Source organism: Actinoplanes sp. NBRC 101535 (genome assembly GCF_030269225.1).
Taxonomy (GTDB): domain Bacteria; phylum Actinomycetota; class Actinomycetes; order Mycobacteriales; family Micromonosporaceae; genus Actinoplanes; species Actinoplanes rectilineatus.
This window is the reverse complement of the sequence record NZ_BSSY01000005.1, coordinates 378907-400045: the sequence shown is the minus strand read 5'-3', so window position 1 is coordinate 400045 and position 21139 is coordinate 378907. Positions and strand designations below refer to the sequence as shown.

27 protein-coding genes are annotated in these 21139 nt (G+C 70.3%); 14 read left to right on the top strand and 13 right to left on the bottom strand.

Annotation, left to right across the window (positions count from 1 at the left end; translation table 11 throughout):
• Positions 1 to 126 precede the first annotated feature (126 nt).
• The 3 genes from QSK32_RS16780 to QSK32_RS16770 are packed head-to-tail and all read right to left on the bottom strand — an operon-like array spanning position 127 to position 1601.
• Positions 127 to 540, bottom strand: a complete 414-nt coding sequence (locus tag QSK32_RS16780) for a hypothetical protein (protein ID WP_285472453.1) — start codon at positions 538 to 540, stop codon at positions 127 to 129.
• A 36-nt stretch (positions 541 to 576) separates the two neighbouring features.
• Positions 577 to 918, bottom strand: a complete 342-nt coding sequence (locus QSK32_RS16775) for a PH domain-containing protein (protein ID WP_285472452.1) — start codon at positions 916 to 918, stop codon at positions 577 to 579.
• Positions 919 to 932: 14 nt separating this feature from the next.
• On the bottom strand, positions 933 to 1601 hold the full coding sequence (locus QSK32_RS16770) for an NADPH-dependent F420 reductase (protein ID WP_045745455.1): 669 nt from the start codon (positions 1599 to 1601) through the stop codon (positions 933 to 935).
• Positions 1602 to 1679: 78 nt separating this feature from the next.
• On the opposite strand from QSK32_RS16770, the gene QSK32_RS16765 reads away from it, so the two are divergent.
• Both QSK32_RS16765 and QSK32_RS16760 read left to right on the top strand, forming a co-directional pair.
• The gene (locus tag QSK32_RS16765) at positions 1680 to 2615 is read left to right on the top strand and encodes an AraC family transcriptional regulator (protein ID WP_285472451.1); all 936 of its coding nucleotides are present in this window, start codon (positions 1680 to 1682) and stop codon (positions 2613 to 2615) included.
• An 85-nt stretch (positions 2616 to 2700) separates the two neighbouring features.
• Positions 2701 to 3786 (top strand): erythromycin esterase family protein, encoded by a 1086-nt coding sequence (locus tag QSK32_RS16760; protein WP_045745457.1) that lies wholly within the window; start codon positions 2701 to 2703, stop codon positions 3784 to 3786.
• An 89-nt stretch (positions 3787 to 3875) separates the two neighbouring features.
• On the opposite strand, the gene QSK32_RS16755 is transcribed toward QSK32_RS16760, so the two are convergent.
• A complete protein-coding gene (locus QSK32_RS16755) occupies positions 3876 to 4097 on the bottom strand; it encodes a hypothetical protein (protein ID WP_285472450.1) in 222 nt (73 codons plus the stop codon).
• 58 nt (positions 4098 to 4155) lie between these two features.
• On the opposite strand from QSK32_RS16755, the gene QSK32_RS16750 reads away from it, so the two are divergent.
• The 9 genes from QSK32_RS16750 (at position 4156) to QSK32_RS16710 (ending at position 13179) form a co-directional block, all read left to right on the top strand.
• Positions 4156 to 5064, top strand: a complete 909-nt coding sequence (locus QSK32_RS16750; protein WP_045745459.1) for an ABC transporter ATP-binding protein — start codon at positions 4156 to 4158, stop codon at positions 5062 to 5064.
• Positions 5061 to 5786, top strand: a complete 726-nt coding sequence (locus QSK32_RS16745; RefSeq protein ID WP_045745460.1) for an ABC transporter permease — start codon at positions 5061 to 5063, stop codon at positions 5784 to 5786. The genes QSK32_RS16750 and QSK32_RS16745 overlap by 4 nt, the downstream gene beginning before the upstream one ends.
• Positions 5767 to 6852: a sensor histidine kinase gene (locus tag QSK32_RS16740; RefSeq protein ID WP_285472449.1), complete on the top strand. Its 1086-nt coding sequence runs from the start codon at positions 5767 to 5769 to the stop codon at positions 6850 to 6852. The genes QSK32_RS16745 and QSK32_RS16740 overlap by 20 nt, the downstream gene beginning before the upstream one ends.
• Positions 6849 to 7460 carry a response regulator transcription factor gene (locus QSK32_RS16735; protein WP_285472448.1) on the top strand — a complete coding sequence of 204 codons (612 nt, stop codon included), beginning with the start codon at positions 6849 to 6851 and terminating at the stop codon, positions 7458 to 7460. Before QSK32_RS16740 ends, QSK32_RS16735 begins: the two co-directional genes overlap by 4 nt.
• A gap of 120 nt (positions 7461 to 7580) precedes the next feature.
• The gene (locus tag QSK32_RS16730; RefSeq protein ID WP_045745463.1) at positions 7581 to 8432 is read left to right on the top strand and encodes a sigma-70 family RNA polymerase sigma factor; all 852 of its coding nucleotides are present in this window, start codon (positions 7581 to 7583) and stop codon (positions 8430 to 8432) included.
• Positions 8433 to 8703: 271 nt separating this feature from the next.
• Positions 8704 to 10320, top strand: a complete 1617-nt coding sequence (locus QSK32_RS16725; protein WP_285472447.1) for an ABC-F family ATP-binding cassette domain-containing protein — start codon at positions 8704 to 8706, stop codon at positions 10318 to 10320.
• A gap of 4 nt (positions 10321 to 10324) precedes the next feature.
• Entirely contained in the window at positions 10325 to 11278 is a 954-nt protein-coding gene (locus QSK32_RS16720; protein ID WP_502872535.1) for a tyrosine-type recombinase/integrase, read from the top strand.
• A gap of 56 nt (positions 11279 to 11334) precedes the next feature.
• Positions 11335 to 12171 carry an undecaprenyl-diphosphate phosphatase gene (locus QSK32_RS16715; protein ID WP_045745466.1) on the top strand — a complete coding sequence of 279 codons (837 nt, stop codon included), beginning with the start codon at positions 11335 to 11337 and terminating at the stop codon, positions 12169 to 12171.
• Positions 12172 to 13179, top strand: coding sequence for a DUF3626 domain-containing protein (locus QSK32_RS16710; protein ID WP_285472445.1), 1008 nt, complete (start codon positions 12172 to 12174; stop codon positions 13177 to 13179). It begins immediately after the preceding gene.
• Between the two features lie 433 nt (positions 13180 to 13612).
• Here the strand turns inward: QSK32_RS16710 and QSK32_RS16705 are convergent, their stop codons facing one another.
• Positions 13613 to 14089 carry an RBBP9/YdeN family alpha/beta hydrolase gene (locus QSK32_RS16705; RefSeq protein WP_281179099.1) on the bottom strand — a complete coding sequence of 159 codons (477 nt, stop codon included), beginning with the start codon at positions 14087 to 14089 and terminating at the stop codon, positions 13613 to 13615.
• A 114-nt stretch (positions 14090 to 14203) separates the two neighbouring features.
• A complete protein-coding gene (locus tag QSK32_RS16700) occupies positions 14204 to 15025 on the bottom strand; it encodes a class I SAM-dependent methyltransferase (RefSeq protein ID WP_285472444.1) in 822 nt (273 codons plus the stop codon).
• A gap of 108 nt (positions 15026 to 15133) precedes the next feature.
• On the opposite strand from QSK32_RS16700, the gene QSK32_RS16695 reads away from it, so the two are divergent.
• Together QSK32_RS16695 and QSK32_RS16690 are read left to right on the top strand one after the other, a co-directional pair.
• Positions 15134 to 15784 (top strand): pentapeptide repeat-containing protein, encoded by a 651-nt coding sequence (locus QSK32_RS16695; protein ID WP_045745469.1) that lies wholly within the window; start codon positions 15134 to 15136, stop codon positions 15782 to 15784.
• A gap of 3 nt (positions 15785 to 15787) precedes the next feature.
• Entirely contained in the window at positions 15788 to 16225 is a 438-nt protein-coding gene (locus QSK32_RS16690) for a GNAT family N-acetyltransferase (protein WP_045745470.1), read from the top strand.
• On the opposite strand, the gene QSK32_RS16685 is transcribed toward QSK32_RS16690, so the two are convergent.
• The 4 genes from QSK32_RS16685 to QSK32_RS16670 form a co-directional block, all read right to left on the bottom strand.
• On the bottom strand, positions 16222 to 16365 hold the full coding sequence (locus tag QSK32_RS16685; protein WP_157411297.1) for a hypothetical protein: 144 nt from the start codon (positions 16363 to 16365) through the stop codon (positions 16222 to 16224). The two genes, QSK32_RS16690 and QSK32_RS16685, sit on opposite strands and share 4 nt — an antisense overlap.
• Positions 16366 to 16377: 12 nt before the next feature.
• Positions 16378 to 17334: a tyrosine-type recombinase/integrase gene (locus tag QSK32_RS16680; RefSeq protein ID WP_285472443.1), complete on the bottom strand. Its 957-nt coding sequence runs from the start codon at positions 17332 to 17334 to the stop codon at positions 16378 to 16380.
• 555 nt (positions 17335 to 17889) lie between these two features.
• Positions 17890 to 18261: a hypothetical protein gene (locus QSK32_RS16675; protein WP_285472442.1), complete on the bottom strand. Its 372-nt coding sequence runs from the start codon at positions 18259 to 18261 to the stop codon at positions 17890 to 17892.
• A gap of 56 nt (positions 18262 to 18317) precedes the next feature.
• Positions 18318 to 18767 (bottom strand): hypothetical protein, encoded by a 450-nt coding sequence (locus QSK32_RS16670; protein ID WP_285472441.1) that lies wholly within the window; start codon positions 18765 to 18767, stop codon positions 18318 to 18320.
• Here QSK32_RS16670 and QSK32_RS16665 point away from each other — a divergent pair.
• Positions 18767 to 19213, top strand: a complete 447-nt coding sequence (locus QSK32_RS16665) for a MarR family transcriptional regulator (protein ID WP_285472440.1) — start codon at positions 18767 to 18769, stop codon at positions 19211 to 19213. The genes QSK32_RS16670 and QSK32_RS16665 overlap by 1 nt on opposite strands.
• On the opposite strand, the gene coaD is transcribed toward QSK32_RS16665, so the two are convergent.
• From coaD to QSK32_RS16650, 3 genes are all read right to left on the bottom strand, one after another.
• Positions 19206 to 19640, bottom strand: coding sequence for a pantetheine-phosphate adenylyltransferase (coaD, locus tag QSK32_RS16660; RefSeq protein ID WP_285472439.1), 435 nt, complete (start codon positions 19638 to 19640; stop codon positions 19206 to 19208). The two genes, QSK32_RS16665 and coaD, sit on opposite strands and share 8 nt — an antisense overlap.
• Positions 19641 to 19880: 240 nt before the next feature.
• A complete protein-coding gene (locus QSK32_RS16655) occupies positions 19881 to 20246 on the bottom strand; it encodes a DUF6204 family protein (RefSeq protein WP_045745475.1) in 366 nt (121 codons plus the stop codon).
• Between the two features lie 42 nt (positions 20247 to 20288).
• Complete coding sequence (locus QSK32_RS16650) at positions 20289 to 21104, bottom strand: SDR family oxidoreductase (RefSeq protein WP_285472438.1); 816 nt, start codon at positions 21102 to 21104, stop codon at positions 20289 to 20291.
• Positions 21105 to 21139 lie beyond the last annotated feature (35 nt).

The window sequence follows — 21139 nt, the reverse complement described above, 5'->3', positions numbered from 1 at the left end:
TCGAACACGGTGCCGGCGACGGGGACGTGGTCGCTCACGCGGCGGGGACGTCACGCGGACGGGCGATCAGCTCCGCACGTGCCGGAAGGTCGCGTGACACGTGCGGCCTCGAGTTTCGCCTTTCGACTACGGCGTAGGGCGTGATGCCCGACGGTCCCGCAGGCCGATGACGATCGCGCTGACGATCGCGGATGCCACCCCGATACCGGCGACCATCATGGTGGCGCCGACCATGTACAGGCCGGTCTGGTCGGTTCGGGCCGCCTGAGCGGTCCATGCCGCGGTGAATCCGAGGGTCAGCGCCGCCGACGCCGGTAGTGCTCGCACTCCGGCCAGGAGCGCGGCGATCAGCAGGATCAGCAGGGACACCGCGCAGCCGGCGATCTGCCATGCCTCGTACGGGCCGCTTTCGGTACCGGTGGCGGAATCGATCTGATACTCGCTGTCCCAGCCCAGCCAGGCGAACCAGGTCACTGCCGACAGGGCCGCGACCATCGCTGCGGTGACGATCTGGAACGTGGGGCCGCGGTTAGCCGGCATGAACGTCTCCTCGAGCCGTATCGGAGCGGTGACCGGTCAGGCCCGGCTCCAGACGGTGGTGGTCGCGGCGGCCGGGTCGGGCAGCGGGGTTCCGGAGCGGGCGCACAGGGCCCGGACCGCCTCGGCGAAACCGTCCGCGTCGGCCCGCACGGGCAGGAACTCGCCCCAGGTGAGGTCGACCACCAGTTCCGTCCAGCGTTCCCCGTCGGGTGGCAGCTCGTCCACGGTCAGTGTGACCCGGCTGATGTCGTCCCACGGGAGTTCGTCGACGCCGGTGGTGCCGGGCCGCATCTCGACGCCCCGGAACGACAGCAGCGGCGGCTCTTGCCACGCCACGGTGATGCCGTGGTCGGTGACGTCGATCCGCTGCGTCTGCACCGGGGCATCCTATTTCAGGGGAGGTCGAGGAGCCTGGCCAGTTCGGTGGCGGACGCGGGCCGCGGCGGAGCGGCGAACATGCCGTCCGGGTCGAGGTGGGCGAGCTGGGCGGGGGTGCCGGGCGCGAACCGGCGGCTCTCGGTGAGCGGTCCCACGTCGTACGCGTCGAACCCGAGCGAGTCGATCAGCGCGGCGACCGCGGTCTTGGCCGGCGGGTGGTCGCCGGCGATGGGCAGGGCGCTGCGGTCGGGGGCGCCGGCCGGCCGGGCCAGCTGCGGCAGGTGCTGGAAGAAGACCGTGCTGAAGGCTTTCACCACGTACGCGTCCGGCAGATGGTCCTGCAGCAGCAGGTACGGCGCCACGGTGCCGGCCTCGATCTCGGGGACGGCGCCCTGACGGTCCGGGTCGTAGTTGAGGGTGTCGACGACGGTCCGGCCGCGCAGTGGTGCGGCCGGCACCTGCCGCCAGGCGCGGACCGGGATGCTCACGACGACGAGGTCACCGGCGGCCGCCGCTTCGGTGGTGGTGGCCGCGCGGGCGTGGGGGCCGAGCCGGGCCACGGTGTCGTGCAGGCTCTGCGGTCCGCGGCTGTTGCTCAGCACGATGTGGTGTCCGGCGTCGACGGCCAGCTGTGCGAGGGCGCCGCCGATCCGGCCGGTGCCGATGAATCCGATCGTTGTCATGATCCGAATGTAGGGCGCTCCGGTCGTACCCTCTATGCGGGAAAGTCTTTGATGTGTTCGCGATCGTCCGGGGGTGGCGTGGATCCGCTGAGTGAGGTGCTGGCTCTGTTGCGGCCGCGCAGTTACATCACCGCCGGGTTCGACGCGGGCGGGCAGTGGGCGCTGGAGCTCGACGACCTGGCCGGGCGGATCAAGTGCTACGCGGTCGTCCAGGGGTCCTGCTGGCTGACGGTCGGCGGGGCCGCGCCGGTGCCGGTTCCGGAGGGCGCCTGTTTCGTGCTGCCCACCGGGCGGACCGCCGTCATCGGCAGCGCGCCCGGTGTGACACCGGCCCGGTCGTCGGTGGTGCTCGACCCGGACCGCAGCGGGGAGGTCGTGACGTACAACGGTGGCGGTGACGTCTATCTGGTCGGCAGCCGCTTCGAGGCCGGCAGCCCGCACGTCGAGCTGCTGCTGCGTGACCTGCCCCCGCTGATGCTGGTCGAGACCTCCGGCGACCGGGCCCGGCTGCGCTGGTCGATCGAGCTGATGATGGAGGAGTTCCGCGAGCCCCGGCCCGGTTCGGCCCTGATGGTGCAGCAGCTCGCGCACATGATGCTGGTCCAGGCGTTGCGGCTGGCTCTGGCCGTGCCCGCCCGCGACGACGTCGGCTGGTTCGCCGCGCTGGCGGATCCGCGGCTGCATGCCGCGCTGGCGGCGATGCACGCCGACCCGGGCCGGGCGTGGACGGTGCGGGACCTCGCCACGGTCGCCGGGATGTCGCGGTCCACGTTCGCCGAGCGTTTCCGGGCGCGGGCCGGGGAGACGCCGATCGCCTATCTGGCCCGGTGGCGGATGATGCTCGCCGCGGACCGGCTCCGCAGCGGGGACGACACCATCGCCCGGATCGCCGGTTCGCTGGGTTACGAGTCCGAGCATGCGTTCAACACCGCATTCAAACGCATCATGGGTACGCCGCCGCGCCGTTACGCCGCCGCCCTCGGAGGCCGTGATGCTGTCCGCGGGCATCAGTGATTGCTCGTTTTAAACTTCCTACCGGATTCGCCGGGGTAGGAGCGGAAAAGCTTCACTCGACTGTTCAGGGTTACTGTTCAAGGGTATGGATGCTGCAAAGGTGATGGCCGTCCTCGGGCGACGGCCGCGAGTGCTGGCACTGGGTGAACCCACCCACGGGAGCGACACCCTGCTCGGGCTGCGCAACACACTGTTCCGTGACCTGGTCGAGCAGCACGGCTACCGGACGATCACCGTGGAGAGCGACTGCCTGGCGGGGCTGCTCGTCGACGCCTACGTGACGACCGGTGCCGGGGACCTCGACGACGTGATGGCCCGCGGGTTCAGCCACCCGGACCTGGGGGCCGACGCCGGCAACCGGGACCTGGTCGCCTGGATGCGGGAGTTCAACACGGGACGCCCGGCCGGGGATCAGGTGCGGTTCGCCGGGTTCGACGGTCCGCTGGAGATGAGCGCGGCGGCCAGCCCCCGCCGGGCGCTGCGGGGACTCACCGACGACCCGGAGGTCGAGGAGCTGATCGGCGACGACGCCCGCTGGGAGGACCCGCAGATCATGTGGGATCCGGCGCTGGCGGTGGGCACCACACCCGCGGCCCAGCGGCTGCGGGTGATCGCCGACGACCTGACGGCACGGCTGGACGCCGAGGTCGCGCCGCTGGTCGAGGAGCGGATGCGGGCGCGGACCGCGGTGGGGCTGCTGCGCTATCACGCGGCGCTGGCGGACACGTCGCCGCGGCGGTTCACCGGGCTGATCCGGGTCCGGTCGTCGATGATGGCCGCGAACCTGCTGGCGCTGGCCGAGCGGGGGCCGCTGCTGGTGCACGCGCACAACTCGCATGTGCTGCGCAGCCCGAGCAGCATGCGGATGGGTGACGAACTGCTCGAGTGGTGGAGTGCCGGGGCGCTCGCCGGTGCCCGGCTGGGGGCGGACTACGCGGTCCTGGCCACGGCACTGGGCACACGGCACGAACACGGGGTGGGCGAGCCGCCACGGGACACCCTGGAAGGGGTGCTCTACCAGGAGGCGACCGAGAACGTCGGCGTGCTGGCCCCGGCGACGATCACGGCGCCGGTGAAACGCCGGGAGTCGCCGTGGTTCGGGTACGCGCCTCTCGACCCGGCGCAACTGGACACGTGCGACGGCGTGGTGTTCGTCAAGGACGTCCGTTGATCTACTGAGGTCCTCACCTCAGGGAGCTGAACGGCCGGGATCCGATCGACGAGCCACGGGGCGCGTCACGCGTACCGGGAATGGAAAAATCACCCCAGCGGGAAGTCGCTCATCGGCGCCCAGGAATCGCCGGGCTCGCGCCGGCCCACCAGCAGGCGCAACGTGTCCGCCCGGGCCGTGATCGGCAGGCGGCCGGACAGCTGTTCGGCCACCTGCCGCAGAACCGGCACCCGCGGGTCGCCGACGACCGGTTCGGCCTCGGGCACCGGGATGATCAGCGCGGTCTCGGGGGCGCCACTGACGGATGTCATGGTCTGATCATGACGGGTGGCGCAGGCGCGGCGCTGTCCGGCGGCCGACGATCAGGGTATGACGACAACCGCACTCTCCGCCGCACCGGCGGTGCACCTCGACGCGGTGGTGAAACGCTTCGGCACGGTCACCGCCGTCGACGGGATGGATCTGCGGATCCGCCCGGGCGAGGTGGTCGCCCTGCTCGGGCCGAACGGGGCCGGCAAGACCACCACCATCGACATGCTGCTCGGCCTGGCCGAACCGACCACCGGCCAGGTCCGGGTGTACGGGCACGCCCCGCACGAAGCGGTCGCGAAAGGCCTGGTGTCGGCGGTGATGCAGACCGGCGGGCTACTCAAGGACTACACGGTCGAGGAGACCGTACGGCTGATCGCCGTGCTGTTCAGGAAACCCCGCTCGGCGGTCGGCGAGGCCCTGGAACGCGCCGGGATCGCCGACATCGCCGGACGGCTGGTCGGCAAGTGCTCCGGCGGTCAGCAGCAGCGCCTGCGGTTCGCGATGGCGCTGCTGCCCGACCCGAAACTGCTCATCCTCGACGAGCCGACCACCGGCATGGACGTCGGCGGGCGCCACGACTTCTGGACCGCGATCCGCCAGGACGCCCGCGACGGCCGGACCGTCGTGTTCGCCACCCACTACCTGGAGGAGGCCGACGCGTACGCGGACCGGGTGGTCTTCGTACGCCGCGGCCGGGTGGTCGCCGACGGCACCGCCAGTGAGGTCAAGGCCCTGGCGGCCGGCCGGACCGTGCGGGCCACGCTGCCCGGCGCGCAACCGGCCGACCTGTCACGTATCGAGGGCGTGGAGTCGGCGGAGGTGCGCGGCGACTCGGTCTACCTGCACGGCCGGGACACCGACGCGATCGCCCGGCATCTGCTCACCCGTACGCCTGCCCGCGACCTGGAGATCACCTCCCGGAACCTGGAAGAGGCGTTCCTGACCCTGACGGCGGACGAGAAATGATCCCCCTGGAACTGCGCAGGCTGATGCGCAACAAGCGGACCGTGATCTTCACCCTGATCATGCCGGCGGCGTTCTTCCTGCTCTTCGGCAGCAGCAGCGACTACCGCACCGAACGCATCGGCGACGGCGGCAACGTCGCCGGGTACGTGCTGGTCAGCATGGCCGTCTACGGTGCGATGCTGGCGGCCACCAGCGGCGGGGCGATGGTCAGCCTGGAACGGGCCGCCGGATGGAGCCGCCAGCTGCGCCTGACCCCGCTGAAACCGGCCTCCTACATCGGCATCAAGATCGTGCTGGCGATGATCGTCGGGGCGGTGTCGGTCATCGTCGCGATGACCACCGGCGCGCTGACCGGCGCCGAACTACCCCTGCACGCGTGGATCGGCTGCGCCCTGCTGGCCTGGGTGTGCTCACTGGTGTTCGCCGCGTTCGGCCTGTTCATGGGCTACCTGCTGCCCAGCGAGAACGTCATGCAGATCCTCGGCCCGGTCCTGGCCGTACTGTCGTTCGCCGGAGGCCTGTTCGTCCCGGTCGACCAGCTCGGTTCCACGTTCGCCACGATCGCCCAGTTCACCCCGGTGTACGGGGTCGGCGAGATCGCCCGGTACCCGCTGGTGCAGGATGGCAACCTGTGGGTGGCATCCGCCAACGTGATCATCTGGACGGCGGTCTTCGCCGGCGGCGCGGCCTGGCGGTTCCGGCGTGACACCGCCCGCGTCTAAAGGCCGGCACCGCTACGGCTGGCTGTTCGCCGGACTGTGGCTGTTCTACCTCACCGAGAACGTGACAGCGCTGATCCACGACACCCCGGGCTGGCAGCGCACCGTCGGCCTGGTCGCGGTGGCCGGATTCGGGGCCGTCTACGTACTGGTGCTGACCTCCATCCGCCGCGACCAGGTCCGGTTCCTGTGGCCGGCCATCACGGTGATGCTCGCCCTCGCCGTCCTGCAGATGCCCGGCGCCGGCCCGCACGCACTGACCTGCCTGGTCTACGTGGCAGCGACCGCGATGATGGGCCTGCCCCGGCCGCAGGGCATCACCGTGGCGGTGGCCCTGGTGATCACCGCCGAGGTGCTGCTGCGCACCCAGCCCGGCTGGGCGTCCGCCGGACACGGCTACAGCCTCGCCGTCGTGCTCGGCGCGACGGCCACCGGCGGCCTGCGACTGGCGATGGACCGGCAGCGCCGCCTGGTCGCCGCCCAACACGAACTGGCCGCCCTGGCGGTGGCCGACGAACGGGCCCGGATCGCCGCCGACCTGCACGACATCCTCGGCCACTCCCTGACCGTGGTGACCGTCAAAGCCGAACTGGCACAACGCCTGCTGGACGTGGACCTCGAACGGGCCCGCGCCGAACTGCGCGACCTGGAATCGCTGGCCCGCGACGCCCTGGCCGACGTGCGGGCCACCGCCCTGGGCATGCGCGGCATCTCCCTGCCGGGGGAGATCGCCGCAGCCCGGGAGGCCCTCGCCGCCGCGAACGTGGAAGCGGACCTGCCGGGCGCAGCCGACGACGTCCCGACCCGCAACCGGGAACTGTTCGCCTGGACGATCCGGGAAGCGGTCACCAACATCGTCCGGCACAGCCGCGCGGAGCACGCGGCGGTCCTGCTCAGCCCACACAGTGTCGAGATCGTCGACGACGGTCCCGTGCTGCCGCCGCTCTCCTCAGGCGGTCAGGGTCTCGCCGGCCTGCGGCGGCGGGCACAAGAGCACGGCGCGCAACTCACCGCCGGTCCCCGGCCGGGCTCTGCGGGTTTTCGGGTACGGGTGGAGGTCCCCACATGATCAGGTTGCTGCTCGCCGACGACCAGGCGCTGGTACGGGGCGCGATGGCCGCCCTGCTGGACCTGGAGGCCGACCTGAGCGTGGTCGCCGAAGTGGGCCGCGGCGACCAGGTGGTGGCGGCGGCCCGCGACCACCGCGCCGACGTGGCCCTGCTGGACGTGCAGATGCCCGGACTGGACGGGATCAGCGCGGCCCGGCTGCTGCGCGAGGCGGTACCGTCATGCCGGGTACTGATGGTGACGACGTTCGGCCGGGCCGGATACCTGCGCCAGGCGATGGCGGCCGGCGCGGACGGCTTCATCGTCAAGGACACCCCCGCCCGGCAACTCGCCGACGCCGTCCGCCGCGTCCGCCAGGGCCTGCGCGTGGTGGACCCGGCCCTGGCGGCCCAGAGCCTGGCCCACGGCGACTCCCCGCTGACCGACCGCGAGACGGACGTGCTCCGCGCGGCCCGCGACGGCGGCACCGTAGCCGACATCGCCCGCGAACTGCGCCTCTCCGACGGCACGGTCCGCAACCACCTGTCGTCGGCGATCGGCAAGACGGGCGCCCGGACCAGGGCCGAAGCGGTCCGTCTCGCGGTGGACAACGGCTGGATGCTTTCCTGAGGTTTTCCCGGTTGCAGCCCAGGAGTGCAACCGATCGGCAACCGAGACTGCCCGATCATGCACCCGAGACGGCGAAAGGTTCCCCTTGTCAGTCGGTCAGCGACACAGGGGGAAATCGAAATGACCGCAGCCGCCACCAAGTCCGTCACCCGGGCACAGGAGATCCTGATCCGCGACAACATGGCCCTGGTCGGGCACATGGTGAGGGAGATGCTGTTCAAGGTGCCGCCGCACGTACATCGCGACGACTTGGCGTCGGCCGGATACGCGGCCCTGGTGACAGCCGCACAGTCCTACGACCCGCAACGGGGCATCCCGTTCGGCCGGTTCGCGGCGGTCCGGGTCCGCGGCGCCCTGCTGGACGAACTACGCAGCATGGACTGGGCATCCCGCTCGGTCCGGGCCCGCGCCCGCCGCGCGGACGTGGCCCGCGAAGAACTGACCGCCCAACTCGGCCGCACACCGACAGCCGACGAACTGGCCGAACTGCTGGGCGTGGCAGTGAGCGAACTGAGCAGCGTCGACGACGACGTACAACGAGCGGCAGTGCTGTCCCTGCAGGGCTTCGCAGCAGGCACGGCCGAAGACCTGGTGACGGAGAGCTCGATGAACCCGGAGGAGATGCTGCTCCACCGCGAACGCCTCGGCTACCTGCACGACGCGGTGGACGTGCTCCCGGAACGCCTGCGCTACGTCGTGGAGGCCTCGTTCCTGCAGGAACGCCCCCTGTCGGAGGTCGCGGCGACTCTGGGTGTGACCGAGTCCCGGGTGTCGCAGCTGCGGACGGAGGCGCTGGCACTGCTGCGCGACGGCCTGACAGCCCACATGGAACAGAAGAACCTGCCGGCGGCGAAAGACGGTTGTGTGGCACGGCGCCGGGCGGCCTACGCGGCGCAGATCGCCGCCCGCAGCACCATGGCGACCCGGCTGGGCGTGACCGACGCGTACGGCCTGGCCTCGGCAGCAGCCTGACCCCACCGTCAGCCCCCACCGCCAGGCGCTGCTGCGCCGCCTCCATTCTCCTTCCCGTCCCCGCCCTGCTTCCCGTCCCCGTCTCGCCGCGCCACCGATCATCAATGTGGTTGCGGGTTCCGCAGCGGCAGGGCAGGGTGGTACCCGGACCTACCGCCGACAGCGAGGAGCACCCTCCGATCATGTGAGTTCGACCCGACCTCAGCCCCGCCCGCGACCCGATCGCGCGTGGGTGGTTCCCTGTCGGCGTCGTCCCCCCGGAGGTTCTCCCGTGCGCCAGTCCCTTTCCGCCAACGCCCACCTCAAGGTCACCGGTCTCGGCCAGGCCCACGACGGCGACCTGCTGTTCTCCGGGTTCGACCTGGTGCTGCGCCCCGGCGACCGGATCGGTGTCGTCGGCCCCAACGGAGCAGGCAAGACCACCCTGCTGCGAGTCCTGGCCGGGGAGATCACCCCCACCGCGGGCACCGTCGCCGTCGCCCCGGGCACACGGCTCGCCCACGTACCCCAGCGGATGCCCGACCCGGACGGCCCCGTCGGCGCCTTCCTCGCCGGCGGCCTCGGCGAACTCGCGCAGGTCATCACGGACATGCGCGACCTGGAGAAACGCCTCGCAGCCGGCGCGGACGTCCTCAGCGAATACGCCGCAGTCCAGGAACGCTGGACCGCCCTCGAAGGGTGGAACGCAGAAAACCGCCTGACCGAGATCCGCCAGCGCCTCGACATCGAACACCTCGACGACGACCTGCCCGTCCGCACGGTCAGCGGCGGCGAACAGGCCCGCCTGCTGCTGGCCCGCGCCCTGCTCGCCGAACCGGACCTGCTGCTGCTCGACGAACCGACCAACCACCTGGACACCGAAGGCGCCGCCTGGCTGCGCACCTGGCTGGCCGGCTATCCCGGCGGAGTCCTCGCCGTCAGCCACGACCGGGCATTCCTCGACGAGTTCGCCACCCGGATCGTCGAACTGGACGGCATCGACGAGGAACCCCACGAATACCCCGGCGGCGGCTACACCGCATACCGCGAGGAGAAACAGCGCCGCTGGGAACGCCTGCTGCTCGACTACGAGGCGCAGGAGAAGGACCGGCTGCGCTGGGAATCCGACATCGAACGCACCAAAGGCTTCGCCAAAGGCGTCGAGGACACCGTGCGGTCCGGCGCGACCGCCCCCCACCTGCGCCGCGTCGCCCGCCTCGTGGCCCGCAAGGCGAAGGTCCGCGAACGGCGACTGCGCCGGCAGATGGCCTCGGTGAAATGGATCGCCGAACCGAAGAGCCGGCCACCCCTGACCCTCGCCTTCCCCTCCGACACCGCCGACCCGGGCGAGATCGTCCTGAAACTGCGCGACGTCACGATCGCGTTCGGCGAACGACAGCTGCTCGCCAACGTGGACCTCGACGTCGCCCGCGGCGACCGGATCCTGATCACCGGCCGCAACGGCACCGGCAAAACCACCCTGCTGCGCGAGATCACCGCCCGCCACCCCGACGTCGCGGTGCTGCCACAGAACGACGAAGACCTGCGCACCGACGACAGCATGCTGGACTTCTTCCGCGCCCGCGTCCCGGTGTACGCCGAGGACGCCGAACGCCTGCTGGCCGGCCACCAATTCGAACCGGAACAATGGACCGCCCCGGTCCGGGACCTGTCGGCGGGGGAGCTGCGCCGCCTGCTGCTGGCCGTGGTAGTGAACAGCCCGGCCCGCGTGCTGCTGCTCGACGAACCCACCAACTTCCTCGACTTCGAAGCCCTGGACGTCGTCGAGGAAGCACTGCGCCGATTCCGCGGCACCCTGATCACCGTGTCCCACGACCGGTACTTCGCCGATGCCGTCGGACACACCCGCCGCTGGCATGTCGCCGACAGCCAGGTGATCGAAAGCTGACAGGATGACCGGCATGTCGTCGCTCGTGCCCCAGCCCCGCGGATTCATCGAAAAATCCGGAGGAGCCCAGGAATTCACCGAGGCATGGCTGGCCAACCGGCGCCTGTCCGAACACACCCGGGCGGCATACCGGCGCGACGTCCACGGCTGGCTGTCCTGGTGCACCGAACAGAACCTGGACCCGCTACGAGCCACATTCCTGGACGTCAACGCATACGCCCGCGCCCTCGAAGCCCGGCCGATGGCCGCAGCAACCGTCGCCCGCAAGATGTCCGGCGTCTCCAGCTGGTACGACTTCCTCGTCAAACTGCAGGCCGTCCCCGCCAACCCGGTCAGCGGCGCCGACCGCCCATACGTCTCCCGCGACCACTCCGCCACGCTGGGCCTGACCCCGGGAGAAGTCGGCGACATCCTCGCCGCCGCCGACCGCCAGCACGGCCCGACCGCCCTCCGCGACCGCGCCGTGATCACATTCCTCGCCGACCTGGGACTGCGCGTCAGCGAAGCATGCGGACTCGACGCCACCGACGTCGGCTGGGAACGCGGCCACCGCACCCTGCGCTTCGTCGGCAAAGGCGGCCGCGCCCGCCGCAGAGCCCTCACCCCAGGCGCATCCACCGCACTGGACGCATACCTCAGCGAGCGCGGCACCCACCCCGGCCCACTCTTCGCCACCGCCACCGGCGGCCGGCTCGACCGCCACGCCGTCTTCCGGCTGGTCCGCAAACTGGCCGCAGAAGCCGGCATCCCCGGAGCAGACCGGCTGTCACCACACTCACTGCGCCACGCCTTCGCCACCGCCGCCCGCGACGTCGGCATCCCCCTGGAAGACGTCCAGGACGCCATGGGACACGCCGACCCGCGAACCACCCGCCGATACGACCGTGACCGCCACAACCTGGACCGTGACCCTTCGTACAGCATCGCGGCCGCCCGTGCCCGGCGTAGTCCGGCGTGATTAGTCCCCCTATGCTCTGACCCCGTGACGACGGTTGCGGCAAGGACGGGCACGTCTTGAACATTCTCGAAGCGGTGATCCTCGGTGCTGTCGAGGGCATCACCGAGTTCCTGCCGGTGTCCAGCACCGGCCATCTGACCATCCTGGAGAAGTTGTTCGGGCACCGCATCGACGACCCGGACATCACCGCCTTCACGGTGATCATCCAGTCGGGAGCGGTGCTGGCCACCATCCTCTTCCTGCGCAAGGACATCGCGAGGGTGGTACCGGCCTTCTTCAAGGGCCTCCTCAACAAGGAACACCGGGCACACCCGGACTTCCGGTTCGGCTGGGCGGTCCTGCTCGGCTCGATCCCGATCGTGATCGCCGCCCTGCTCTTCAAAGACGCGATCGAAACCACACTGCGCAGCCTCTGGTTCGTGGCCGGAGCCCTGATCCTGTGGTCCGGCGTCATGGCCTTCGCCGACCACGCGGCCACCCAAACCCGCCACGAAGACGACGTGACCTGGAAAGACACGCTCATCATCGGCACCGTGCAGTGCATGGCGCTGATCCCCGGCGTCTCCCGCTCCGGCGCCACGATGTCCGCCGGCCTGCTGCGCGACCTGGACCGGGTGACAGTGACGAAACTGTCGTTCTTCCTGTCGATCCCAGCCCTCACCGGCGCCTCGATCCTGCAGGGCATCGACGAGTCCGACAACATCGCCAACGGCGTCGGCTGGACCAACACCATCGTCGCAACCGTGGTCAGCTTCGTCGTCGCCTACCTCTCGGTGACCTGGCTGCTCAAGTTCGTATCGAAGCACTCCTACAGCGTCTTCATCTTCTACCGCCTGGCGCTGGGCTCCCTGCTGCTCGTCCTGCTGGCCACCGGCACCATCGACGCCAAGTAGATGACCTCTCCCGCGGAAAGAGCGCTCGCCCACGTGCGGGCGCTCTTCCCGTCTCCAGGCCCGGACCAACTCGGCCCGCTGCTCGCAGCAACCCCGGTAACCGTGCATTTCCACCCGGACCGGCTGCTGGCCGACCACCGGACAGTCGCCGAACACCTGGCAGCCGAAGGCACCTACCGCAGCCAGTTCGAGACACGGATCTCCAACGGCGGCCTCACCGCACACCCCGGCGGCGACCGCGACCGCTGGGAACAACGCATGTTCCCCGGCGCCTACCCGGTCACCGCCGGCCGCCCGACCACGACAGGCCGACCGGTCTACGGCGCCCTGAACCTGGCCCGCCACCCCGACGGCGCCGCACCCCGTTTCGGCAGCTGCCACCTCGTGCTGCACCCACACGTGCTCACCCGCACCACACTCAGCCTGGACGACAGCGTCACCGAACCGACCATCGTCGGCACCGCCGCAACATTCGGCGCAATCTGGGACGGCCTGCTGGCCCGCGTCGCCGACACCGGCCGCGCCCTCGCCCTGACCGCCCCCTCGCCGCAGGAATGGACGACCGCACTGACCGCCGGACGCACGGCCACCGGACGCGCCCTCGACGAATACATCGAAGCCCAGATCCACGGCGGCCTCACACTGAGCCACGACGTCGCGGCCATCGTCTGCGACCCCTCCCTGCGAGACACCCCATCCGTGGCAGCCCTGCACACCCTCGGCGCGCCCGTGCTGTACCACCCCGGCTTCCAACTGCCCGCCGACGAATTCCCCGCGGACCTGCGCGGCCCGCAAGCCCCACTGCTGGCGGCAGCCCTCGCCTCCCGCTATGACGCGCCGCTGCTCGACGCCGCGGCGCTCGGCCGGGCAGCGCAGTCCGTAGTGCGCTCTCCGCATGAGTGGTCCTCCTTCGGTGCCCCGGCCGAGGTGCTGCAACTGCTGAAATACCTCTGGCACATCCTGGTGCTGCGCGGCCGGCCCGTGCCGCCCGCTCGCGAAGAAGTCTGAACCCCGCCCCAGGGGACGACTCAACCCCGAAACCCGAATGACGCCCCGGCACCTCCGGCGGACGACAAAGACCCCCGCTGAACAGGCAAAACAGCCCGCAGCGACGCGAAGAACAATTCCCCGGCACCGGCTCTTGAGTCGTCCCCTGGGGCAGGGTTCAGACTTCCCGCCATGAACGACGACGGGATCCTTCTCCTGCGAGCCACCGCCTCGGACCGAGGCCCACCAACACTCGCCTCCGCCCGCAACCCCACCAGTTCCGCCCACCCCGCCCGTCGATGACGGCGCCCCGCATCGGCCGGCATGCCGGCGCCGGACGACCACGACGGGGTCGCGGAGCTATCGGGTCGCGGGCGGAGGCGACACGGCCGCGAACACCGCAGCAACGACCGGGCAGATGGGCCATAACACCCTGTGCAGGACCGGCCGCGCGTCAGTCGACCAGACGCTGAAGGAGCTTCTCGCCCTGGGGCCAAGGACCGAAACCGGAGGCACTGTCCAGATGACCCACCGCACCGGCGTCGACGAACTCGGCACCCCAGTCCCGGGCCAGACGCTCGGACTGCTCAAGGGTGGCGTGCGGGTCGTTGCTACTGGCGACCAGCAGCGACCGGAACGGCAACTTCTGCTCCGGCGTGAGCTCGGGCACCCAGGGCGGAGTCGCCAACAGAGCAGCCTGCACCGGACCGGCGTGACGGGTGGCCCAGATCGCGACGGTGAGACAACCGGCGCTGTGGGCGATCAACACGGCAGGCTCGTCGGACTCACCAAGGGCCGCATCAAGGGCGGCCACCCGCTCATCAGGCTGGTAAGGCGGTCCGGGAGGTTCCGGGGCCCAGCGGTATCCGGGATGGGCGCGGGCCCACTGCCGAGACCAGTGGTTCGGGAACGGCACTCCGCGGCCGGGCACAAGCAGAAAGCGCGTCACCCCGACGATCGTAACGTCCGTTGTCGATATCTACCGGTGAGGGCACAGGAGCCGGACAGGTGGAACCCCGCCCGACCGTCATCCGCGGCCGCCCACTCACCCGCCGACCGGCCGCCGCTTCCACGCACCCACCAGCAACGGCGCCAGCACCGGCAACCCGGGGGAGCGCTCCGCCTCCGCCGCCAACCCCGTCAACACCCGCTCGGCCCGCACCACATCGACCGCACCCCGCGCCACCGCCGCCGGCAACACACCCCGCACCACCTGCTCCAGAAACATCCGCGCCGGCCCCAACGGCGCCACCAACCCGGACACGTCACTGTCGTCCGGAACCCCCACACCCGCCTCCGCGAACAACGCCGGCAACCGCGTCCCCACCCGCACATCACACCCCAGCGCCTCGAACGCCTCCACCATCAACCGATTGACCGCCTCCACCGCCGGCACCGGCGGCGCCGTCCCCACCACGCTCAGGTCGTAGTCCTGCACCACCAGAACCCCACCCGCAGCCACCGCCTCCCACAACCGCCCCAACACCGCCACCCGCTGCGGCAGATGAAAAAGCAGCAACCTGGCGAAAACCACGTCGTACGGCCCACCGGCCACCGGCTCGTCACCACGGATCTCCGCCGCCACCACCCGGCACCGACCATGCCCCAACCCGTGCAGCATCTCCTGCGCCGCCGCACCCAGCACGGCATCCGCATCCACCCCCACCACCGACCCCGACGGCCCCACCCGCTCCGCCAGCAACCGCATCGTCTCGCCCGGACCACACCCCGCATCCAGCACCGAAGCCCCCACCGGCACACCGACCCGATCCAGCAGCCGACCCGTCACCGCCTCCCACGCCCGGGCCTGAGCCCGCAACCGCTCATACTCCTGCGGCGTACGCCCCAACCCGTAACCCGTCGACATGACATCGATCATCGTCCACATGCGACGTCGAGGACAGCCATGGACACGCCACTTTCCCCGTACCCCCGAAAGAATTTGATCTCCAAGCTTGATGGCACGATGACACCCATGGCCGCCATCACCGACCTCGCCGCCCTGCCCTACGCCCCCTACCTCCAGCCCCACACCGGCGAACTGGAACGCGGCGAGCACTACAGCGAGATCCACCTCGATGGCACCGACCTCGACGAACCCCAGGCCACCGGCGCCCGCTTCTCCGAAAGCGCCCTCACCGGCCTCACCGCCACCAACGCCACCCTCACCCGCGCCCGCCTCGACGACGTCTGGATCTCCCGTACCCGCTGGATCGGCGGCACCTGGTCCGAAACCCAGATGCTCAACGTCACCGTCCTCGACAGCGTCCTCGCCGGCCTGCAGGCCTACGGCAGCACCTGGCGCCGCGTCACCTTCCAAGCCTGCAAAATCGACAGCCTCAACCTGCGCGGCAGCACCCTGCACGACGTCGAATTCCGCGACTGCGACCTCACCGAAGCCGACTTCGGCGACGCCACCCTCACCGGCGTCACCTTCCCCGGCACCACCATCCGCCGCGCCCGATTCAGCAAGGCCACCCTCAAGAAAGTCGACCTCCGCGGCGCCCGCGACCTCGACATCGCCCAAGGCTGGGACTCCCTGCACGGCGCCACCATCACCGGCATCCAACTCATGGAATCCGCCCACGCCCTCGCCCAGACCCTCGGCATCACCGTAAAGGACTGAACCTTGAACCTGCGCCCCGTGACCCGCCAGGACACCGCCGCTCTCGTCCCCCTGCTCGAACAGCTCGGGTACCCGACCACCGCACAGGACGTCGACAAGCGCCTCGACAACTGGCTCGACGACCCCGCCAGCCGGCTCATCGGCGCCGACGACGACGGCGAACTGATCGGTGTCGCCGCCCTGCACGTCATGCCCCTGCTCGAGTACACCGGCAAGAGCGGCCGCCTCGCCGCCCTCGTCGTCGACGAGCGATACCGCGGCAAGGGCGTCGGCCAGCAACTCGTCAAAGCCGTCGAAGACCAGGCCCGCGCCGCCGGCTGCATCAAACTCGAGATCACCAGCAGCCGATACCGCACCCGCACCCAGGAGTTCTACAAACTCCTGGGATACGAGGACGTCTGCGGCAGAGCAGCCCGCTTCCTCAAATCTCTCGACGACTAATCGTCGTCCTCGTCATCCCCGTCGTCGTCATCGCCATCGTCGCCACCCGGACACCCCGACAGGGTCACCAACCCCGCCACCGCGCCCGCCAGGAACAACCATCGGCGACTCACCGCCGCCGTCCGTTCTTCGGTCTCCATCCCCGCATCATCTCAGCACAGTTCCCGTAACACCCTGTTTGTCCGGTTGGCCGAAACTGCAGCGCGTTGCTGATCCGCCGTCACCTCGATATACGACTGCGTCGTCGCCAACGACGCATGCCCCAACAACCGCATGATCTCCGACGCGTTCGCCCCGTCCTCCGCCAACCGCGTCGCGAACGTGTGCCGCAACGCATGCAACTGCGCACCCCGCGGCACCCGGTCACCGACCCCGGCCCGCTGATAACACGACCGCACCAGATACTGCAGGCCACCACGCTGCAACGCCGCACCCTGCCGGTCCACCAGCAGGGGAGCGGTGGCCCCCGCACGCCCGAACCGCACCCGCCGCGAATCGGCATACCGCACCAGCGCCGCATCCAGCCCCGCATCGATCGGCACCGTCCGCGGCCGCCCGCCCTTGCCGGACACCTCGATCCGCCGCTCACCGTCACGCCCGCCGATCGACCCGATCCGCAACGCCAGCATCTCCGACAGCCGAAGACCGGCACACAACGCCAGCGCCAGCACGGCGACATCCCGCTCCGGCCACGGATCACGCTGCCGCTCATCAGAAGTGTTCACTGCGCGTAACAATTCCTCCGGCGTCTCCTCACCCCGCAACGGCTTGGGGGAGAGGGGCACCTGCCGGGGACGATCCACGGCGGGCATCGGATTCCCCGCGACGACACCCTCGACGACCAGGAAAGTGAAGAAGGCATTCCATGACGACCAGGCCCGGGAAACAGAGGCGGGGGCGCGGTCCGCCGCAAAACGCGCGAAGGCACCCCGTAGCACGCGAGGGGAGAGGTCACTCACGGTGAGCGGCGCGGGCTCGGCCAGCTGCACCACCAGATGCAGATCCCTCCTGTACGCGGAAAGCGTGTGCACCGAGGGCTTCCGTGCAGCACGGGCAGTCAAGAAGTCGTCGATCAGTGCCGTAATCGCGTTTTGCTGCATAAGCCCCATTATGCAGCAAATATCACCGTAAAGCCTGGTAGGGCAACTGATCATCTGCGCAAGGCGCTCGCCTCCGATAGGCTTTCACAGCCATATTTCCGACTTATCGGGCCACTTCGGCAGCGGCTGCATGCCTCAGGATCGGCCCCGGGTGCCCGTTTCGACGCCTGCCGCGAGTCAGGTCTCTCGTGCTCCGGTCGGGGAGGGCGGCGGGACGTGGTGCGGTTCAGTGCCGCCACCCGGTTCCCGGAGAAGCTTCCGGCGGGCATTTCAGGCCTGTCGCCGCCGGTCGGCCAAAGTTCGTGCCAGCATACGGGCGCGACTGCGGGATTGACGGGCCGTCGCGTCCGTATGCCGGCGTACGCCCGGACCTGCGTGATCATCGGACGTGGCTTTCTCGGCGGTTCCGGACGAGGCGGCAGGCGCTGGCGGCGGAGGTCCTCACCAGCTCACGCCTGGGGCATGTGCGTCAACGACGGCTGGGGAGCGTGCGTGGCCCCCCCTCCGCGCTCTAGTTGACATAATGCTCATTATCGACCTGGGATATTTGCCCGGGACGAGGGCCTACTTCTTCCTCCGGGCCTTGCGCCGACCTTCGGTGAACGCGACGTCGATGACCGCACCGGGCCCGGTCACCACCATGCCGGCATCGGAGATGTTGTTCGTGGTCCCGTCAGCCTTCGCCGCTGGTTCCGGCATGCGCGTCACCTGCGCGGCCGCTCTCCGACCGCGCAGGTGGACAGCCACGGAGACGCCGGCGACCGCCAACGCGAGAAGGAATCCCCCGACGCTCGCGATCTTGTCAGCCCGGTCCGGTCCTTCGTGCACAGAGAACAGCCCGGCGCCGTTGAGTACTGCCACCGGGCCGGCTGCTTCGGCAGCCCATGTCATCGGCATGGCACGGTTCGGTGCACGGCCGGTCGCCCGAATGCCCATTTTCGCAGGTCATGATGGATGCTCTGGGGCTTGTGACCGAGGCGGCTCGCCCGGCGCTACGCGGGGTGGGAAGCTTCTGCGATGGTCGTGGCGCTGGTGGTCGGGGTGAAGGAGACGCTGGTCTGTTCCCGGTGGTGCTCCCCCAGTGTCGCGGCGATGGCGTCGGTGACGGCCTGGGTGAGGCGTTTCAGGATCTCGGTGATGTCGGGCCGGTTCAGGGCGTCGGTGCGGATGCCGAAGTCGACGGCGGGCGCCGGGACGGTGTCGACCTCTCCCCCGGTGCCGGTGCGCCCGGCGGGGAGTCCGATCAGGCGGATGCCGACGTGGGGTCGGGCCCAGTCGCCGTACACGCTGACGACCGCGTCGGTGAGTGCCGTGATCAGGGCTTTTTCGTGGCCGGTGAGGTCGTCGTCGTGGGTGTGGACGGTGAGGTGCGGCAACTCGTACCCCTCAAAGGTTTCGATGTCTTTGTTTTCAAAGCTAATTCTGAGGATGGTACGTGTCAATGCCCGATGATGCCGTCGACGCCACCGTGCGGGAACTGTTGCTGGTCATGCCGCGCCTGGTGGGGCGGGCCAAGCGCCTGACGCCGCCGGAGAGTCTGCGCGGTTTCGACCTGGCGCCGCGGCATCTGACGCTGCTGTCGTTGCTGGCGCTGGACGGTCCGCAGACGGTGTCGTTGCTGGCGGAGCGCCTGGGTGTGGCGCCGACGACGGTGAGTCTGCTGGTGGGTGATCTGGCGCGCAAGGGTGTGCTGGTGCGGCGGGCGGACGGCGCGGACCGTCGCCGCCGGATCGTCGAGATCGCCCCGAACAGTCGTGCGGCGATCTCGGAGTGGCTGTCGCCGGGCGCGCGGGCGTGGCGGGTGGCTTTGGGGCCGCTCTCCCCCGCCGAGCGTCGTGTCCTGGTGGACACCCTGCTGCGGTACGAGGCGGCGCTCCCCGTCAGCTAATGAAGCGGATGAACGGCCCGCCGCGAGCGGCGGTGGAGGACGTCGCTGCCAGTTGAGGCCGGGCGGGCAGGAGCAGTGTGGTGATGCCGAGGGCTTCGTTCGTCGTGGCGAGGTCGTGTTCGTGCTGGTAGTCGGTGGTGTTGCGGACGCCGCGGACGATCACCCGGCAGGCGTGGCGGTGGCAGTAGTCGGCGGTCAGGCCGTGCCACGCGGTGACGGAGACGTTGGTCCAGCCGGCGGGGATTTGCTGCGCGATCCGGGTCGCCCGGGTTGCGGTGGGCTGGGACGGTTGTTTCCCGGCGTTGACGGCGACCAGGACGGTCACGTGGTCGAACAGGTGGCGCGCCCTGTCCACGATGTCGAGGTGCCCTGGGGTGAGGGGGTCGAAGGTGCCGGGGTAGACGGCTCGGGCCGGTGTGTGCGGCATCGGGTCAGATTATGGTCATGTCGTTCGTCGACCTCGGCGAGCCCGGTGCACCTGGCTCTCGGCCTGCTGGAGCAGGACGGGAGTCTGGCCGTGGCGGCGCTCACCGGTCAGGGGGCTCGCGGTGGAGCAGGTCCGTGAGGGGAACCCGAGGGCGGCGTGCTCGGCCGCCTCGGGATCTTCAAATCCGCGGTGGAGCAGGTGGTCAGCGCGAGCCCTCCGGAGAGCTGATCGAGCGGGTGGTCAGTGCGTCCCCGACGAGCTGATCCGGCGGCCGCGCGGGCCCAGCGGCACCTCGGACAGGTCCACGGTCTGCGAGGTGAGCTTCTTGAACGCATATCCCCGGTCGGCCATCCACGCGGCGGCTTTCGCCTCGGCGCGGGCCGTCACCTGCGGGATGTCCTTCTCGTCGGTGACCTGCTCGCCGAAGCGGAACGTGAAGAACGGCCGGGCGGCCAGGTCGTACGTGAGATGGCCGTCCTCGGTGTACTGCACGGCCAGGATGTCGGCGTGGTCGGCGCCGGCGGCGATCAGCGCGGTCTTCTGCTCGTCGGTCAGGTTGTCGAAGGATCCGCGGACGGTGACGCGGATCGTGCGGCTGGTCGTCATGGCCGACAGTATGGGCAGCGCGGTCCCGATCAGTCAGCCGATTTACGCCAGGAACTCCGAGACCGGCCGCAGGTGTGTGGACAGCAGTTTCTGGGCCCGGCCGAGGGCGAGCCGCACGTCGGCGGGGCGGCGCAGGCCGAGGCCGGCGAGGGTGGCCGACGGGATCAGTGCCGGGTCGAGGCCTTCGCGGCGGGCGACGAGCACACCGAGGTCGTAGCGGCTGACGGCCTGCGGGCCGGCCACGTTGAGTATCCCGTGGTGGTCGGTGCCGGCGAGTTCGATCAGGGCGTCGGCCAGGTCGTCGACGTGCACCGGTTTGCGGATCTCGTCGGTGAACAGCGCGCCCTGGGCGCGGCCGGCGATCAGGTCCCGGGTGAGGATCTCGTGGGCGCCGTTGCCGTCGCCGAGGATCAGGGAGGTTCGCACGATCGTGCTGTCCGGGGCGGCTGCCCGGACGGCGGTCTCGGCGGCGGCTTTCGCGGCGCCGTATCGGTAGACCGGGTCGGGGAGGGCGTCCTCGTCGTACTCCTGCGGGCTGCCGGCGAAGATCGCGTCGCTGGAGACGTGCACCAGGCGGATCGTGGACGCCGCGGCGGCGACGTGGCCGGCGCCGTCGGCGGTGGACAGCCAGTCGTTGCGGTCGCGGCCCGCGGCGGCGTGCACGATGGCGTCCGGCCGCAGCTCGGCGAGCACGTCGCGGATCTGGGCGGGATCGCGGATGTCGAGGTGCACGGTTGCGGTCGGGGACGGCGTGGACAGGTAAGTGCCGGTGACGTCCCAGCCTTGCGCGGATGCGCGGGCGACGAGCCGTCGTCCGAGGGAACCACTGCCGCCGGTGATCACCATGCGCCGTTTCACCGGACCGACCCTAATGACACGGACCCCCGGCCCGG